Here is a 14,539-nt window from a genome sequence, read left to right as displayed (position 1 = left end):
AGAGGAAGAGCAGATGGATTCGATCGTGATCAACGGGGGCGGGGCGCTGCATGGGGAAATCCCCATCGCCGGCGCAAAGAACGCCTGCCTGACGCTGATGCCGGCCACGCTGCTCAGCGATGAGCCGCTGACGCTGACCAACGCCCCGCGGCTCTCCGATATCCGCACCATGACCACGCTGCTGCAATCGCTGGGCGCCGAGGTGACCAGCCTGCAGCACGGCCAGGTGCTGGCGATGTCGAGCCATGACATCAACAACCTGACCGCCGACTATGACATCGTGCGCAAGATGCGCGCCTCGATCCTGGTGCTGGGGCCGATGCTGGCACGGCACGGGCACGCGGTGGTCTCGCTTCCCGGCGGCTGCGCCATTGGCGCGCGGCCGGTCGACCTGCACCTCAAGGGGCTGGAGGCGCTGGGCGCCGAACTGGAGCTGAAGGACGGCTATGTCCACGCGCAGGCCCCGGGCGGGCTGAAGGGCGCGGTGGTCGCGTTTCCCTTCGTCTCGGTCGGCGCGACCGAGAACGTGCTGATGGCGGCGACCCTGGCCAAGGGCACGACGGTTCTGAAGAACGCCGCGCGCGAGCCCGAGATCGTGGATCTGGCGCAATGCCTGCGCCAGATGGGCGCCCAGATCGAGGGCGAGGGGACCAACACCATCACCGTGCAGGGCGTCGACAGCCTGCACGGCGCCACGCATCCGGTCGTCGTCGACCGGATCGAGCTGGGCACCTACATGCTGGCGCCCGCCATCGCCGGCGGCGAAGTCGAATGCCTGGGCGGCCGCCTGGATCTCGTCGCCGCCTTCGTCGAGAAGCTGGACGAGGCCGGCATCAGCGTCGAGGAAACCCCGCGCGGGCTGAGGGTCGCGCGCCGCAACGGCCGGGTGAGGGCCGTCGACGTCACCACCGAACCCTTCCCCGGCTTCCCCACCGATCTGCAGGCGCAGATGATGGCGTTGCTGTGCACCGCCGAGGGCACCAGCGTTCTGGAGGAGACCATTTTCGAGAACCGCTTCATGCATGCGCCCGAACTGATGCGCATGGGCGCCCGGATCGACGTGCAGGGCGGCACCGCCTCGGTGTCCGGGGTTGAGCGGCTGAAGGGCGCGCCGGTGATGGCTACCGATCTGCGCGCCAGCGTGTCGCTGATCCTGGCGGGTCTGGCCGCCGAGGGCGAGACCGTGGTCAGCCGGGTCTATCACCTCGACCGCGGTTATGAGAAAGTCGAGGAGAAGCTGGGTGCCTGTGGCGCCAGGATCGAAAGGATCAAGGACCGATGACCGACGCGCGATTCGAGGACGGCGCCGAGCGCCCGCTCTACCTGCAGGCCGTCACGGTCGAGGATCTCGAGGTGATTTCGAGCCTGGTGCAGGATGCCGTCTTTCCGATCACCGAGATCGCGTGGCGGCCGCGGTCGCGGCTCTTTGCGCTGCTGGTGAACCGATTCCGCTGGGAGGACCGCGCCGCCGCCGAGGCGCGCGGCCGGCCCTACGAGCGGGTGCAGACCGTGCTCGATTTCGGCGACGTGCTGAAGGTCAGTTCGCAGGGAATCGACCGGGCCGACAAGGACCTGGTGCTGTCGCTGCTGTCGGTGGGCTTCGAGCCCGGCGACGACGGCGCGGGGCGTGTTCTGCTGACGCTTGCGGGCGATGGCGTGATCGCGCTGGATGTCGAATGCATCGACGTGACGCTGAAGGACGTCACCCGCCCCTATGCGGCGCCCTCGCGCGCCGTGCCGAAGCACGACTGAGGCGAGCATCGCCCCGGCCCCCGGCGGGGCAGGGGCGGGAACTCACTTCTGCTGGATCGATTCCAGATAATAGGCGATCGACAGCACGCGGCCGCGCACGACCATCTCGGCGCCGTATTCGCCCATGGACTCCACCACCTCGCTCTTGAATCGCGACCCCCAGACCGGCATCGGATAGCCGTGGCCGCGGACCCCGGTGCGCCCGTCGATGACATGGATCACCTCCAGCATCGGGAAGACGCCGTCGTTGCTCTGGGCCAGGGTGGTGAGGTTGGGCACGGGCACGGTCATCAGCTCGGCCAGCGGGCCGTCGCCGACGCCGCTCTCGCCGTGGCAGGCGGCGCAGGCCTGCATGAATTCGTCCTTGCCCGCGTCGTCGGCATGGGCCGCGCCGGCCAGCATCGACAGCGCGGCGAGGACTGCGGCGGGCTTTTTCAAGGCATTGATCGACATTGTCTTCTCCCCTATTGGATTTGCCACGACAGACGCGTGGACCGGAACAACCGGCAGCCTGCCGCCTCGTTTCGCGGGCGGCATGGGCATGCCCTCATTCCAGCTTCTGGCATCGGGGGAGATTCGCCTTGACACAGGTCAATGTTTCTTTGAGACGGGCCTTCCGGCCCGATTGGCTGCACTGAGCGGTTCAAACCCGAGGAAAATGTGGCTAAACCGGGCGCATCAGCTTTTCTGCGAGGCACGCATGCCGGTTTTCCTGACAACCACCGACGCCGATTTCGAAACCGAATTTGCCGCGCTCCTGTCGGCCAAGCGCGAGGACAGCCCCGATGTCGATGACATCGTGGCGGGCATCATCGCCGATGTGCGCGCGCGCGGCGATGCCGCGGTGATCGAGCTGACGGCGAAGCTGGACCGGCTGGAGCTGACGCCCGAGACGCTGGCCTTCACCCCCGAGGAGATCGAGGCCGCCTGCGCCCAGGTGCCCGCGGCCGAGCGCGCGGCGCTGGAACTGGCGGCCGAGCGCATCCGCGCCTACCACGTTCGCCAGATGCCCGAGGATCACAGCTGGACCGACCCCGAGGGCGCCATGCTGGGCTGGCGCTGGACGCCGGTCTCGGCGGCGGGGCTCTATGTGCCTGGAGGGCTGGCCTCCTACCCGTCCTCGGTGCTGATGAACGCCATTCCCGCGCATGTGGCAGGCGTCGAGCGGCTGGTGATCTGCGCCCCCACGCCCGGGGGCAAGGTCAACCCGCTGGTTCTGCTGGCGGCGAAGCTGTCGGGTGTGGACACGGTCTATCGCATCGGCGGCGCGCAGGCGATCGCGGCCATGGCCTATGGCACGGCGACGATCACGCCGGTCGACAAGATCACCGGCCCCGGCAACGCCTTCGTGGCGGCGGCCAAGCGGCGGGTTTTCGGCAAGGTGGGGATCGACATGATCGCTGGCCCCTCCGAGATCCTGGTGATCGCCGACCGCGACAACGATCCCGACTGGGTGGCGGTGGACCTGCTGAGCCAGGCCGAGCACGACGAAAGCGCGCAGTCGATCCTGGTCACCGACGACGCGGGTTTCGGCCAGGCGGTGGCAGCCGCCGTCGAGAAGCGGCTGGAGACGCTGGAGCGCCGCGCCATCGCCGGCGCCAGCTGGCGCGACTTCGGCGCGGTGATCACCGTGCGCGACCTCGACGAGGCGGCTGAACTGTCGAACCGCGTGGCGCCCGAGCACCTGGAGCTCTGCGTCGCCGACCCCGAGGCGCTGTCCGAGAAGATCACCCATGCCGGGGCGATCTTCCTCGGCCAGTGGACGCCCGAGGCGATCGGCGACTATATCGGCGGCCCCAACCACGTTCTGCCCACCGCCCGCTCGGCGCGGTTCTCGTCGGGGCTGTCGGTGATGGATTTCATCAAACGCACCACGCTGGCCAAGATGACGCCCGCGGCGCTTCGCGCCATCGGTCCGGCGGCCGAGTGCCTGGCCAAGTCGGAAAGCCTGGAGGCACACGGCCTGTCGGTGCGCGCCCGCCTCGACCGTCTGAACGAGGGCGCGGAATGACAGCCTCGCGCCTCGCCCATGTCGAGATCGACGAATCAAACCTGCCGGCGCCCACGCCCGAGATCGAGCAGGAGCGCCGCGTCGCGATCTTCGACCTGCTGGAGGACAACAGCTTCGCCTTGCCGCCACGCGGCGACCGTCCGGTGCCGCCGGGCCCCTATCACCTGTTCCTGGCGATCCGCGACAAGCGGCTGGTGTTCGACGTGCGCACCGAAGCCGGCGACACGGTGGCCGAGTTCCACCTCTCGCTCAGCCCGTTCCGGCAGGTGGTCAAGGACTACTGGCAGATCTGCGAAAGCTATTTCGATGCGGTCAAGAAGCTGCCCCCCAGCCAGATCGAGGCCATCGACATGGCCCGCCGCGGCATCCACAATGAGGGCGCGCGGGTGCTGCAGGAGCGCCTGACGGGCAAGGCCGAGGTCGATATCGACACCGCGCGACGCCTGTTCACCCTGATCTGCGTGCTGCATTTCGGGGGGTGAGAGCGTGGCTGGGGACCTTCCGCATTCGGTTCTCTTCTGCTGCGATCACAACGCGATCCGCTCGCCCATGGCCGAGGGGATCATGAAGAAATTCTACGGCAAGCGGGTCTATGTGCAGTCGGCCGGAGTCGGCAACGATCAGGAGATCGACGGCTTCGCGATCGCCGTGTGCAAGGAGATCGGGGTCGATCTGCACCGCCACCGCGCGCGCTCCTTCGACGAGATGCAGGACTGGGGCGACGACCTGTCGGGCTTCGACCTGGTGGTGGCGCTGTCGCCGGCCAGCCAGCGCCGGGCGCTGGATCTGACGCGGCTGTTCCACCTGGATGTGGAATACTGGCCGATCCTCGATCCCGCCGGGCTGGGCGAGGACCGCGAGACCAAGCTCAAGGCCTATCGCCAGACGCGCGACCAGATCGTCGACCGCCTGATCGAGCGTTTCGGCCCCCCTGACGACGGAGTGAATCATGGCACGGCAGACGATTGAACGCTATTTCGCCGCCTTCAACGCCGGCGACATCGAGGCCATGCTGGCCGAACTGACCGAGGACGTGGCCCATCACGTCAACGAGGGCAAGGTGCGGCACGGCAAGGACCTGTTCCGCGATTTCTGCGCGCATATGAACCGCTGCTACCGCGAGCGGCTGACCGACATGGTGATCTTCACCGCGCCCGACGGCACCCGCGCGGCGGCCGAATTCACCGTGAATGGCACCTATCTGGAGACCGACGACGGCCTGCCGGACGCGAAGGGGCAGACCTATGTCCTGCCCGCCGGGTCTTTCTTCACCCTGCGCGACGGCAAGATCTGCCGCGTGACCACCTATTACAATCTCGCCGACTGGCTGAGGCAGGTGTCATGCGCCTGAGCTTCCGCATCCTGACCGACGCCGATGTGGACGCCGCGCTCGACGATCTCGCGCGCCTGCGGATCGCGGTGTTCCGCGACTGGCCCTATCTCTACGACGGCGACCTGGATTACGAACGGCGCTACATGGCCAGCTACCGCGACAGCCGCGACGCGGTCCTCGTGGGCGCCTTCGACGGTGCGCGGCTGGTGGGCGCGGCCACGGGCACGCCGATGGAGGATCACGCCGGCGATTTCGCCGCAGCCTTCGCCGGCACCGGCCATGACCTGCGCGACATCTTCTATTGCGCCGAATCCGTGCTGTTGCCCGAATATCGCGGGCAGGGGGCGGGGCACGCCTTTTTCGACGCGCGCGAGGCGCATGCCCGCGCGCTCGGCCGCCGCTACAGCGCCTTCTGCGCCGTGGTCCGGCCCCGGGATCATCCGCTGCGCCCGGCCGGTTACCGCCCGCTCGATCCGTTCTGGCGCAAGCGCGGCTATGTGCCGCTGGACGGGGCGGTTGCGCATTTCCGGTGGAAGGATATCGACCAGCCGGAGCAGACCGAGAAGCCCCTGCAATTCTGGATCAAGGAGCTGGAGAGCCGATGAAACTCGCCGCTGCCGCCTATCCGATCGACTGGCACGACAGCTGGGACAGCTACGAGGCGAAGCTGACCCGCTGGGTGGCCGAAGCCGCGGGGCAGGGGGCCGATCTGCTGGTCTTTCCCGAATACGGCGCGATGGAGCTTGCCTCGCTGGCCGGGGCGGAGGTGGCGGGCGATCTGCAGCGGTCGCTGCATGCGGTGGCGGCGCTGAACGACCGCGTGAGCGCGCTGCATGCCCGGCTGGCGGGGGCGCATGGGGTGCATATCCTCGCCGCCTCCGGCCCCGCGTTCGAGGGCGCGCGCCCGGTCAACCGCGCCTGCCTGTTCGGCCCCGAGGGCCAGCAGGGCCATCAGGACAAGCAGATCATGACCCTGTTCGAGCGCGATCCCTGGGGCGTCGTTCCCGGCGGCCCGCTGCGCGTTTTCGACACCGCGCTGGGCCGGATCGGCGTGCTGATCTGCTATGACAGCGAATTTCCGCTGCTTGGCCGCGCGCTGGTCGAGGCGGGGGCCGAGATCATTCTCGTCCCCTCCTGCACAGACGCGCTGTCGGGCTACTCCCGCGTGCGCGTCGGCGCCATGGCCCGCGCGCTGGAGGGCCAGTGCATCACCATCCACGCCCCGACCGTGGGCGCCGCGCCCTGGTCGCCGACGGTCGATGAAAATCACGGCGCGGCGGCCATCTACGGCCCGCCCGACATGGCGTTCTGCGCCACCGGCGTGCTGGCCGAGGGCGCGATGAACGCCCCCGGCTGGGTCTGTGCCGAGATCGCCCCGGGGGCCGTTTCGCGCCTGCGCGAAACCGGCGAGGTGCGCACCCTGCGCCACTGGTCCGAGCAGAAAAGCCGCCCTCCGCGCGTCGAAACGGTGCCCTTCGGCGCAAAATAGCCTTGAAAACCCGCCCGACTGGGCGCATTTAATGGCACGCCCGCAGCTTGGTGGGTGAATAAGTTAGGAGTGACCATGGCCAAGGAAGAAATGCTCGAATTTCCCGGCGTCGTGAAGGAACTCCTGCCGAACGCGACATTCCGGGTCGAGCTTGAGAACGGCCATGAGATCATCGCGCACACGGCAGGAAAGATGCGGAAGAACCGCATCCGTGTTCTGGCAGGCGACCGGGTTCAGGTCGAGATGACCCCCTATGATCTGACCAAGGGCCGGATCAATTACCGCTTCAAGTAAGCTTGAACAATGGGACGCTCACCCGAATATCTTCAGGGATTTCGGGAGGCGTCCAAGAAGGCTGTCCGGCTTCTCCATGAGGAAGCCGCCGGCATGAACGACAGGCACGCGCAGAGCCTGCTCGATGGCGCCGCCTTTTATCTGGGTGTCGTCTTGAAGCGTGAGTATCGAAAGCGCCTCGACTCGGAACCAGAGGATTCTGGAAAACAATGAAACTGATTCTGGGCTCCGGCAGCCCGCGCCGGAAGGAGCTTCTGGCGCAGATCGGCGTCGTACCCGACGATATCCGCGCGCCCGACATCGACGAAGACCCCCGCAAAGGCGAATTGCCGCGCCCCTACTGCGCGCGCATGGCCATCGAAAAGGCCCGCGCCGTGCCCGCCGCCGATGACGAGCTGGTGCTCTGCGCTGACACCACCGTGGCCATGGGCCGCCGCATCCTCGGCAAGCCGGCGGATGCGGGGCAGGCGGCTGCGTTCCTGCTGGCGCTCTCGGGCCGCCGGCACAAGGTGATCACCGCCGTGGCCCTGCGCCTGGGCGACCGGGTGTGGGAGCGCGACGTGGTGACCACCGTCCGGTTCAAGCATATCGAAGACGAAGAGCTGAACGCCTACCTCGCCTCGGGCGAGTGGCGGGGCAAGGCCGGCGGCTATGCCATCCAGGGCATGGGCGGGGCCTTCGTTCCCTGGATCAACGGCTCGTTCACCGGCGTCGTCGGCCTGCCGCTGGCCGAGACCGCGACGCTGTTGCGCGCCGCCGGCTACCCGCTGTTCAAGGAGGCGCCATGAAGGGCCGTTCCGTAATTCTCGACCACATCGGCGGCCGCATCGCCGCGGCGCTGATGGTCGATGGCCGGCTGGAGGATCTGCTGATCGATCCCGCCGACGAGGCGCCCGCGCCGGGCGCGATCCTGCGCGCCGTGGTGGACCGTCAGGTCAAGGGGCAGGGCGGCGTGTTCCTGAGGCTGCCCTCCGGCAACGCCTTCCTGCGCCAGGCCAAGGGGCTCGCGCCCGGGCAGGCGCTGCTGGTGCAGGTCACGGGCCATGCCGAGCAGGGCAAGGCCGTGCCGGTGACCACGCGGCTGCTGTTCAAGAGCCGCTATGCCATCGTCACACCGGATGCGCCGGGTCTCAACGTCTCGCGCGCGATCCGCGATGATGATGAGCGCGACCGGCTGCTGGAAATCGCCCATGAGGAAATGGCCGACGCCCCCGAGGGGCGCGGCCTGATCCTGCGCTCGGCCTGCGCCGGGGCGGAGGCCGAGGCGGTTGCGGGGGATATCGCGGCCATGCGCGACCTGGCCGAGGCGGTGCTGGCCGATGCCGCCGGCGGGCCCGAGCTGCTGCTTGATGCGCCCGATGCGCATACGCTGGCCTGGCGCGACTGGGCCGAGCCCGCCCCCGACGAGGTCATCGAACGCGACGGCGCCTTCGCCGATCTCGGCGTGCTCGACGCGATCGACGCGCTCGAGGGCGCGCAGCCATTGCCCGGCGGCGCCTCGGTCTTTGTCGAGCCGACCCGCGCGCTGGTGGCGGTGGACGTCAACACCGGCGCCGACACCTCGCCCGCCGCCGGGTTGAAGGCCAATATCGCCGCCGCCCGCGATCTGCCTCGCCAGTTGCGCCTGCGCGGCCTCGGCGGCCAGATCACCGTCGACTTTGCCCCGATGCCCAAGAAGGACCGCCGCCAGCTGGAACAGGTGCTGCGTGCGGCGTTCCGGGCGGATCCGGTGGAGACCATCCTCGCCGGCTGGACGCCGCTGGGCCATTTCGAACTGCAACGCAAACGCGAACGTCGCCCCCTGACCGAGAGCCTGCCCCGATGACCTGCCCGATCTGCGCCAAGGCGAGCGATCCGAAGTACCGCCCCTTCTGTTCGAAGCGCTGTGCGGATGTCGATCTGGGCCGCTGGCTGTCGGGCCGCTACGCGGTTGCGGCCGACGCCCCGGAGGACCTGGAAGAGGCCGCCGAGGCGCTGGCCGAGCAGGCTAGGAAGCTGCACTGATTTTTTTGTCCAAACCCTCTGGACAGTCCCCCGGGCGCCGATTAGAACACCGCAACCCAAGCGCAGAGCGCTTACCCGTGCCCGGGTAGCTCAGGGGTAGAGCAGTGGATTGAAAATCCTCGTGTCGGTGGTTCGATTCCGCCCCCGGGCACCATAATTACAACATCTTTTCAGCTACTTAAGATTGCGCGGCTTGGCGCGCTTCATTGTGTTGATAGGCTTGGGTATCGCTGGGGTATCAATTTGCACGAAGTTCTGCGCTCGGCGCGACAGTGCTTCACCATGCGGGGGCATGAACTGAAATCTACAGTGGCACTTGACAGAGGCAAAGGGTATCAACTCAGTGGTCGTTGACACCTTCGGGAAGGGAAACGCTACCGAGAAATGAAGTAAACACTTGGCCCTGCATGTTCGATTCAACAACAAAAAGCGGCAATAAGCCAAATTTCATTGACTTGTTTGCAGGGGCTGGTGGCTTGTCCGAGGGCTTTGTGCGCGCGGGCTGTGAGCCCATCGCTCACGTCGAAGCTGATACCGCGGCAGCTTACACTCTTCGTACTAGAGAAGCGTACCATATACTGAGTGGCCGAGGCGACCTCAGCGGATATTTTGCATATCTTTCGGGGCAGATTAACAGAAAAGAACTCTATTCGTTGGCGTTCGGATCTCGCTCGAGTTCTGTCATCAACGCCGAAATCGGAGCAAAGGCTTTGTCAGGCATTTTTGACCGATTGGATTTTCAGATTGGCAATAGGAAACTAGACCTAATTGTCGGCGGCCCACCATGCCAAGCTTATTCACTCGTTGGTCGTGCACGCTCTGAACTAAAGATGGTCGGCGACGAACGGAACTACCTGTTTGTCTACTATGCCGAATTTCTGAAGAGATATCGACCAAGATTCTTCATCTTTGAAAACGTGGTTGGACTTTTGACCGCACGCGAATCCGATGGCACACGCTACTTCGACATGATGTGGGCGCTCTTCAAAAACCTCGGGTATACAGTTGAATATCAAGTCATCGCCGCTGATGAGCATGGCATCCCACAGAAACGAAAAAGAATTATTCTTGTAGGAAGACTAGGGAAGAAAGATGGCTTCTTCCCAGAACTAGACAAAACCTCAACTGATTTTTTGGTTAAGGATGCAATCGGCGACCTACCGCCTTTGCGTGCTGGCAAAGGGGGGGCGCTCGTCACGTCTTTGGAAAAACCGCCTAGCCGTTGGTTGGCAGAATCCGGCTTGCTTTCAGCGGACAGGAGTACAACTTGGCACGAGGCGCGCCCGCACAATCCGAGGGACCTAAAAATCTTCAAGAAAGTAGTTAACGAGTGGAATACGAGAGGCGAGCGGTTGAGTTACAACGACCTACCCGAGACACTTAAGACGCATAAGAACCGAAGCTCATTTCTTGATCGCTTTAAGGTCGTTGCGGCAGACCTACCAGCTTCACACACAGTGGTTGCACATATCGCCAAGGATGGGAACTATTACATCCATCCAGACAACGCGCAGAACAGATCGCTTACACCGCGCGAGGCGGCGCGACTACAGACCTTCCCTGACGATTTTTATTTTGAGAGCACAAGTGGAAAGCCAAGCCGAACTTCGGCCTTCAAGCAAATCGGGAATGCCGTGCCGGTCCTCCTAGCTGAAAAGATTTCCAAAAAACTTGTGGAGAACTGGTCATGAGTGATGACGGTGTATTCTCAATTCGACCCGCAGGTCGCCACATCTTAACTATCGGTCGCGATTTAATCCAAGATCCTTATGCTGCCGTTGTTGAACTGGTTAAGAACGCCTTCGACGCAGATTCCGAGTTTGTCGAGGTGGAATTTAAGGCGGATACCGAGGCACAAGAATACAAAATCACCATTTCGGATGGTGGCCATGGAATGTCGAGGTCAGATGTCGTTGAGCGGTGGATGGTCCCTTCCACCGACGACAAGCTGAAGCGAAAGATAAGCCCCAAAGGCCGAGTTCTCCAAGGACGAAAAGGTGTCGGTCGCTTTGCGGCGTCTATTCTAGGTGACGATCTTCTGTTGGAAACCACTACGGAGAATGGGGAAACCACCTCTGTATTTGTAGAATGGGCAACCTTCGAAGAAGCAAGCTATCTGGATCAGGTTGAACTACTGATTGACACTCGAAAAACCGGCTCTAAACCCGGAACGGTACTTACGATAAAGGGTAGCAAAGCTGGGCTGGAGGAGTGGAATGAAGCCCAATTTCGGCGTCTTATGTATGAGTTGCGAAAGCTGACGCCTCCGACGGCGGCTGTCTCTGGGGTTGAACTGAAGCCAGAGAAATTTGATATCAAACTAAAAGTGTCTGGCTTCAAAGGAGTTCAGGATACAGAAGAAACCATCGATTCATTCCCGATCCTAGAGTTCTACGATTACATGATTTCTGGATATGTGGACGAAAACGGTATCGGCGAACTCACCTATTCCACGCAGAAAATTGACAACGCAAGCGCGGAGCGGTTTTCCGTTGATTTTTCTGGATTCTTTGAGAAGTCATGCGGTCCTCTGAACTTCGACATTCGGGTTTATGATCGCGACAAAACAGATATCGACCAAATTATTCGTAGGGGCCTGAAGGACAAAGACGGTAATTACCTTGGAAACCTAGCCGCTCGACAACTACTGAACTTCAACAATGGTATTGGTGTTTACAGAAACGGTTTTCGAGTTCGGCCATTGGGGGATGCACAGTTCGACTGGCTTAGGCTTAACCAAAAGAGAATCCAGAATCCTTCCAGAAAAATTGGGGGAAACCAAGTCATCGGATTTGTGCACATTGAGTCCGAAGAGAGGTCGGGACTGGTTGAGAAAAGTGCCCGGGACGGACTCAAAGAAAATGCTGCCTATGAACGGTTGATCGAAGTAACGACCAAGGTCATTGAAGAACTCGAAACCCGCAGATTCGCGCTGCGGAGATCGCTTGACCTAGGCAAGCCGAAGTCCCGCGTCGAAAAACAAATTCAGCAGTTGTTTTCAGACGACCACATTCGTGCGGATGTGGTTACGAGGCTAGAGCGCGCAGGCATAGGAGAGGCTGTTACCAAAGAGATATCTGACATCCTCGCAAGGGACATGGCCGCAAAGAACAAGGCGGCAGAGAGCATTAGGCAAACGGTTGCTGTCTATCAGGGTCAGGCCACTCTCGGAAAAATCGTGAACGTAGTCCTGCATGAAGGGCGGCGGCCACTGAACTTTTTCAAGAATCAGGTTCCGAACCTCGAGTATTGGGCTGGTGTATTTAGCGACAGTCCAACACCGCAAAACTTGGATCAGGTTCTTCCTATTGCAAAGGAACTCGGGCACAACGCAGAGGTGTTTGTGCGTCTTTTTGAAAGACTTGACCCACTGGCGGCGGGCAAACGTGCAGAAGCTCGCCCATTCAAGGTGTCTGAGGTGCTGAACGGCTCTCTACAAGTGTTTGCTAACACGCTGACAGAAGTCGGAGTTGATGCTGTCGTTGAGGGTCCAATTAATTTCCAGTTTCTGGGCTGGAAGCAAGATTTCTATGCGATTTTCACCAACTTGATTGACAACAGTGTTTATTGGTTCGCGGAAAAAGGCACGAAGAACCCATCGATTACGATACGGTTTGAAGTTTCTGAAAGTGGTCTTGCATACATTGATTATAGAGATAGCGGTCCCGGGATAGACAAATCGCTTATCGAATCAGAGGTGATTTTCGACCCTGAGTTTTCAACCAAACGAGATGGTACTGGTTTGGGTCTTGCGATTGCTGGCGAAGCGGCGTCAAGAAATGGTCTTGAGTTGAATGTTTTGGAGTCCGATGAAGGTGCGTATTTCAGACTGCAACCCGAAAACGGAGAATAGATTTGGCTATTAAGCTGTTGTTGGTGGAAGATGATGAAGGCGACCGTCAAGGCTTCGTGCAAAGCGTTGCGCGTTTCAACCATGAGAACGGAGTCGAATTTGAGGTCGTTCCTTTTGGCACATTGAACGAAACTTTGAATGCGTTGGACAGCAGCTTTGACTGCGCTGTCATTGATATGAAACTAGGTGATGCAGGCGGTGAAGGTAATGAGGTTCTTAAGGCTTTGAGCGAGGCGAATGTTCGAATGCCAGTTGTAATTCTAACCGGAACACCTGGCGAAGCCGATGATAGGTTCGTTCACATAGAGGTGCTGAAAAAGGGTGACGCAGATCACATCGAAATTCTTGAAGACTTTCGCCAGGTATATGCCTCGGGTTTGACTAGGGTGATGGGTGGACGCGGGCTTGTTGAGCAGTCGCTGAGTCAGGTGTTTAGGTCTAATCTACTAAGTCAAAAAGAGGCATGGAAGAGGTATGGGCAGCAAGACCCCGAAAAGTCCGAAAAGGCATTGATGCGCCATGTCATGAACCATCTAATAAGTATGGTCGACATGGACGAAGAAAGCTGTGTTCCAGAGGAATTCTATATCCACCCTCCTGTCGACAATATCACACGAACTGGAAGCGTGGTTCAATCCAAGCAGAACGAAGACTACTATGCTATTCTGACACCCCTGTGCGATTTGACAACCCGGGCCGACGGCGAGATCAATGCCAGAAAGTTCATGCTGTGTAGGATTGCGTCATTTGATGATTGCGTTTCAGAGCTTCCACAATCCAAACAAAACAGCAAAGGTCGAAAAGCACTCAAGGAAAATTTAGAACGAAACAACAAAGGATCTTATCATTTTCTGCCTAAGACCGAGTTTTTCGATGGCGGTTATTTGGATTTTGAAGCATTGACGTCGGTGCCGAAGGCAGGGTTTCACGAACAGTTCAATGACCCATTCCTTCAGATTTCGCCAGCATTTATCAAGGATATCATCGCAAGGTTTTCATCGCATTTTGGCCGACAAGGGCAACCCACACTTACTTTTGGCGATGAGTAGTGCGTTGAGGACCACATTATGGCTGACTATCCGGCACAATTTGGCGAAACGAGTCCACCAAGGGAGCGAAGGCTGCAATCATTGATCAAGCTAGGCAAAGCTGACCACGTTCATGGTGCCGTGTCGGCTGCACGTTCGTTTAATATGTCTCGGATCAGGGCAAAGGATACAAAACCGGAATTGATTGTCAGGCGAATGCTGCACTCGATGGGCTACCGCTATCGACTTCACGCGCCAGATCTGCCTGGCAAGCCAGACATTGTGTTTCGCCCTCGCAGGAAGGTCATTTTCGTTCATGGCTGCTTCTGGCATCGCCACCCAAGTTGCTCGAAAGCAACTACGCCGAAAACTAGGCAAGAATTTTGGCAGGAAAAGTTCAGGAAGAATGTCCAGCGTGATCTTGCGGTGCATCAACAGCTTTCGGACTTGGGGTGGTCGTGTTTGGTCGTATGGGAATGTGAAACGAGTGATGCCGACCACCTTGCCAGTAGGTTGTCGGCATTTTTGACTGATTGAGTCCCTAGGCTGCGGCCTAACCTTGCTCAGTGGAGCGCGGCGTTGACTTTCCCAGAACTCGCTTGGCTTCGCCGAGTGCCTTCGATCCCTTCACCCATTGCCACGGAGTGCGCGGCTTCCTCGCCTTCGCCAGTTCGGGTGACCTGCCCCCCACGAAGTCCCGCACCATGATGTAGAGTCTGCTCAACCCTGAAGGAGCAGACGAATGCGAAAGAGCCGTTTCACCGAGGCGCAGATT

18 protein-coding genes and 1 tRNA gene are annotated in these 14,539 nt (G+C 61.2%); 17 read left to right on the top strand and 2 right to left on the bottom strand.

The genetic code is table 11. The features are described 5' to 3' along the window. The first annotated feature begins 13 nt into the window (after positions 1-13). A complete protein-coding gene (gene murA / locus KCI33_RS13885; protein ID WP_212525401.1) occupies positions 14-1,282 on the top strand; it encodes a UDP-N-acetylglucosamine 1-carboxyvinyltransferase in 1,269 nt (422 codons plus the stop codon). Next, positions 1,279-1,752, top strand: a complete 474-nt coding sequence (locus tag KCI33_RS13880) for a DUF2948 family protein (RefSeq protein ID WP_212525400.1) — start codon at positions 1,279-1,281, stop codon at positions 1,750-1,752. Before murA ends, KCI33_RS13880 begins: the two co-directional genes overlap by 4 nt. 42 nt (positions 1,753-1,794) lie before the next feature. Here KCI33_RS13880 and KCI33_RS13875 read toward each other — a convergent pair whose 3' ends face one another. Then, positions 1,795-2,205: a c-type cytochrome gene (locus KCI33_RS13875; RefSeq protein ID WP_212525399.1), complete on the bottom strand. Its 411-nt coding sequence runs from the start codon at positions 2,203-2,205 to the stop codon at positions 1,795-1,797. A gap of 247 nt (positions 2,206-2,452) precedes the next feature. Here KCI33_RS13875 and hisD point away from each other — a divergent pair, with 247 nt between their 5' ends. The 15 genes from hisD (at position 2,453) to KCI33_RS13795 (ending at position 14,301) form a co-directional block, all read left to right on the top strand. Next, positions 2,453-3,763 carry a histidinol dehydrogenase gene (hisD, locus tag KCI33_RS13870; protein ID WP_212525398.1) on the top strand — a complete coding sequence of 437 codons (1,311 nt, stop codon included), beginning with the start codon at positions 2,453-2,455 and terminating at the stop codon, positions 3,761-3,763. Continuing rightward, a complete protein-coding gene (locus tag KCI33_RS13865; RefSeq protein WP_212525397.1) occupies positions 3,760-4,245 on the top strand; it encodes a UPF0262 family protein in 486 nt (161 codons plus the stop codon). The genes hisD and KCI33_RS13865 overlap by 4 nt, the downstream gene beginning before the upstream one ends. A 4-nt stretch (positions 4,246-4,249) precedes the next feature. Further along, positions 4,250-4,732 carry a low molecular weight phosphatase family protein gene (locus tag KCI33_RS13860; RefSeq protein ID WP_212525396.1) on the top strand — a complete coding sequence of 161 codons (483 nt, stop codon included), beginning with the start codon at positions 4,250-4,252 and terminating at the stop codon, positions 4,730-4,732. Continuing rightward, complete coding sequence (locus KCI33_RS13855; RefSeq protein ID WP_212525395.1) at positions 4,713-5,114, top strand: ketosteroid isomerase-related protein; 402 nt, start codon at positions 4,713-4,715, stop codon at positions 5,112-5,114. The genes KCI33_RS13860 and KCI33_RS13855 overlap by 20 nt, the downstream gene beginning before the upstream one ends. After that, positions 5,105-5,701, top strand: a complete 597-nt coding sequence (locus KCI33_RS13850) for a GNAT family N-acetyltransferase (protein ID WP_212525394.1) — start codon at positions 5,105-5,107, stop codon at positions 5,699-5,701. The genes KCI33_RS13855 and KCI33_RS13850 overlap by 10 nt, the downstream gene beginning before the upstream one ends. Further along, the gene (locus tag KCI33_RS13845; RefSeq protein ID WP_212525393.1) at positions 5,698-6,585 is read left to right on the top strand and encodes a carbon-nitrogen hydrolase family protein; all 888 of its coding nucleotides are present in this window, start codon (positions 5,698-5,700) and stop codon (positions 6,583-6,585) included. Before KCI33_RS13850 ends, KCI33_RS13845 begins: the two co-directional genes overlap by 4 nt. Positions 6,586-6,660: 75 nt before the next feature. Beyond that, positions 6,661-6,879, top strand: a complete 219-nt coding sequence (gene infA / locus KCI33_RS13840) for a translation initiation factor IF-1 (RefSeq protein ID WP_037209844.1) — start codon at positions 6,661-6,663, stop codon at positions 6,877-6,879. A 209-nt stretch (positions 6,880-7,088) separates the two neighbouring features. After that, on the top strand, positions 7,089-7,667 hold the full coding sequence (locus tag KCI33_RS13830) for a nucleoside triphosphate pyrophosphatase (protein WP_212525391.1): 579 nt from the start codon (positions 7,089-7,091) through the stop codon (positions 7,665-7,667). Next, positions 7,664-8,704 carry a ribonuclease E/G gene (locus KCI33_RS13825; protein ID WP_212525390.1) on the top strand — a complete coding sequence of 347 codons (1,041 nt, stop codon included), beginning with the start codon at positions 7,664-7,666 and terminating at the stop codon, positions 8,702-8,704. Before KCI33_RS13830 ends, KCI33_RS13825 begins: the two co-directional genes overlap by 4 nt. Further along, positions 8,701-8,883 carry a DNA gyrase inhibitor YacG gene (yacG, locus tag KCI33_RS13820; protein WP_212525389.1) on the top strand — a complete coding sequence of 61 codons (183 nt, stop codon included), beginning with the start codon at positions 8,701-8,703 and terminating at the stop codon, positions 8,881-8,883. The genes KCI33_RS13825 and yacG overlap by 4 nt, the downstream gene beginning before the upstream one ends. Positions 8,884-8,962: 79 nt before the next feature. Further along, positions 8,963-9,037, top strand: a tRNA-Phe gene (locus KCI33_RS13815). A 253-nt stretch (positions 9,038-9,290) separates the two neighbouring features. Beyond that, the gene (locus tag KCI33_RS13810) at positions 9,291-10,574 is read left to right on the top strand and encodes a DNA cytosine methyltransferase (protein WP_212525388.1); all 1,284 of its coding nucleotides are present in this window, start codon (positions 9,291-9,293) and stop codon (positions 10,572-10,574) included. Further along, positions 10,571-12,736: a sensor histidine kinase gene (locus KCI33_RS13805; RefSeq protein ID WP_212525387.1), complete on the top strand. Its 2,166-nt coding sequence runs from the start codon at positions 10,571-10,573 to the stop codon at positions 12,734-12,736. Before KCI33_RS13810 ends, KCI33_RS13805 begins: the two co-directional genes overlap by 4 nt. Before the next feature lie 2 nt (positions 12,737-12,738). Continuing rightward, complete coding sequence (locus KCI33_RS13800; protein ID WP_212525386.1) at positions 12,739-13,785, top strand: hypothetical protein; 1,047 nt, start codon at positions 12,739-12,741, stop codon at positions 13,783-13,785. An 18-nt stretch (positions 13,786-13,803) separates the two neighbouring features. Beyond that, positions 13,804-14,301: a very short patch repair endonuclease gene (locus tag KCI33_RS13795; protein WP_212525385.1), complete on the top strand. Its 498-nt coding sequence runs from the start codon at positions 13,804-13,806 to the stop codon at positions 14,299-14,301. Between the two features lie 16 nt (positions 14,302-14,317). Here KCI33_RS13795 and KCI33_RS13790 read toward each other — a convergent pair whose 3' ends face one another. Further along, complete coding sequence (locus KCI33_RS13790; protein ID WP_249139069.1) at positions 14,318-14,536, bottom strand: hypothetical protein; 219 nt, start codon at positions 14,534-14,536, stop codon at positions 14,318-14,320. Between the last annotated feature and the right edge of the window lie 3 nt (positions 14,537-14,539).

The sequence above is a fragment of the Actibacterium sp. MT2.3-13A genome (genome assembly GCF_018139985.1).
Lineage (GTDB): Bacteria > Pseudomonadota > Alphaproteobacteria > Rhodobacterales > Rhodobacteraceae > JAGSOU01.
The sequence above is the reverse complement of the archived record's forward strand: the minus strand, read 5'-3'. Positions and strand labels throughout refer to the sequence as shown.

What these genes read in the sequence shown, in the direction of transcription:
- murA (WP_212525401.1), top strand. Translation starts at nt 14, where the DNA reads ATGGATTCGATCGTGATCAACGGGGGCGGGGCGCTGCATGGGGAAATC.
- KCI33_RS13880 (WP_212525400.1), top strand. Translation starts at nt 1,279, where the DNA reads ATGACCGACGCGCGATTCGAGGACGGCGCCGAGCGCCCGCTCTACCTG.
- KCI33_RS13875 (WP_212525399.1), bottom strand. Translation starts at nt 2,205, where the DNA reads ATGTCGATCAATGCCTTGAAAAAGCCCGCCGCAGTCCTCGCCGCGCTG.
- hisD (WP_212525398.1), top strand. Translation starts at nt 2,453, where the DNA reads ATGCCGGTTTTCCTGACAACCACCGACGCCGATTTCGAAACCGAATTT.
- KCI33_RS13865 (WP_212525397.1), top strand. Translation starts at nt 3,760, where the DNA reads ATGACAGCCTCGCGCCTCGCCCATGTCGAGATCGACGAATCAAACCTG.
- KCI33_RS13855 (WP_212525395.1), top strand. Translation starts at nt 4,713, where the DNA reads ATGGCACGGCAGACGATTGAACGCTATTTCGCCGCCTTCAACGCCGGC.
- KCI33_RS13850 (WP_212525394.1), top strand. Translation starts at nt 5,105, where the DNA reads ATGCGCCTGAGCTTCCGCATCCTGACCGACGCCGATGTGGACGCCGCG.
- KCI33_RS13845 (WP_212525393.1), top strand. Translation starts at nt 5,698, where the DNA reads ATGAAACTCGCCGCTGCCGCCTATCCGATCGACTGGCACGACAGCTGG.
- infA (WP_037209844.1), top strand. Translation starts at nt 6,661, where the DNA reads ATGGCCAAGGAAGAAATGCTCGAATTTCCCGGCGTCGTGAAGGAACTC.
- KCI33_RS13830 (WP_212525391.1), top strand. Translation starts at nt 7,089, where the DNA reads ATGAAACTGATTCTGGGCTCCGGCAGCCCGCGCCGGAAGGAGCTTCTG.
- KCI33_RS13825 (WP_212525390.1), top strand. Translation starts at nt 7,664, where the DNA reads ATGAAGGGCCGTTCCGTAATTCTCGACCACATCGGCGGCCGCATCGCC.
- yacG (WP_212525389.1), top strand. Translation starts at nt 8,701, where the DNA reads ATGACCTGCCCGATCTGCGCCAAGGCGAGCGATCCGAAGTACCGCCCC.
- KCI33_RS13810 (WP_212525388.1), top strand. Translation starts at nt 9,291, where the DNA reads ATGTTCGATTCAACAACAAAAAGCGGCAATAAGCCAAATTTCATTGAC.
- KCI33_RS13805 (WP_212525387.1), top strand. Translation starts at nt 10,571, where the DNA reads ATGAGTGATGACGGTGTATTCTCAATTCGACCCGCAGGTCGCCACATC.
- KCI33_RS13795 (WP_212525385.1), top strand. Translation starts at nt 13,804, where the DNA reads ATGGCTGACTATCCGGCACAATTTGGCGAAACGAGTCCACCAAGGGAG.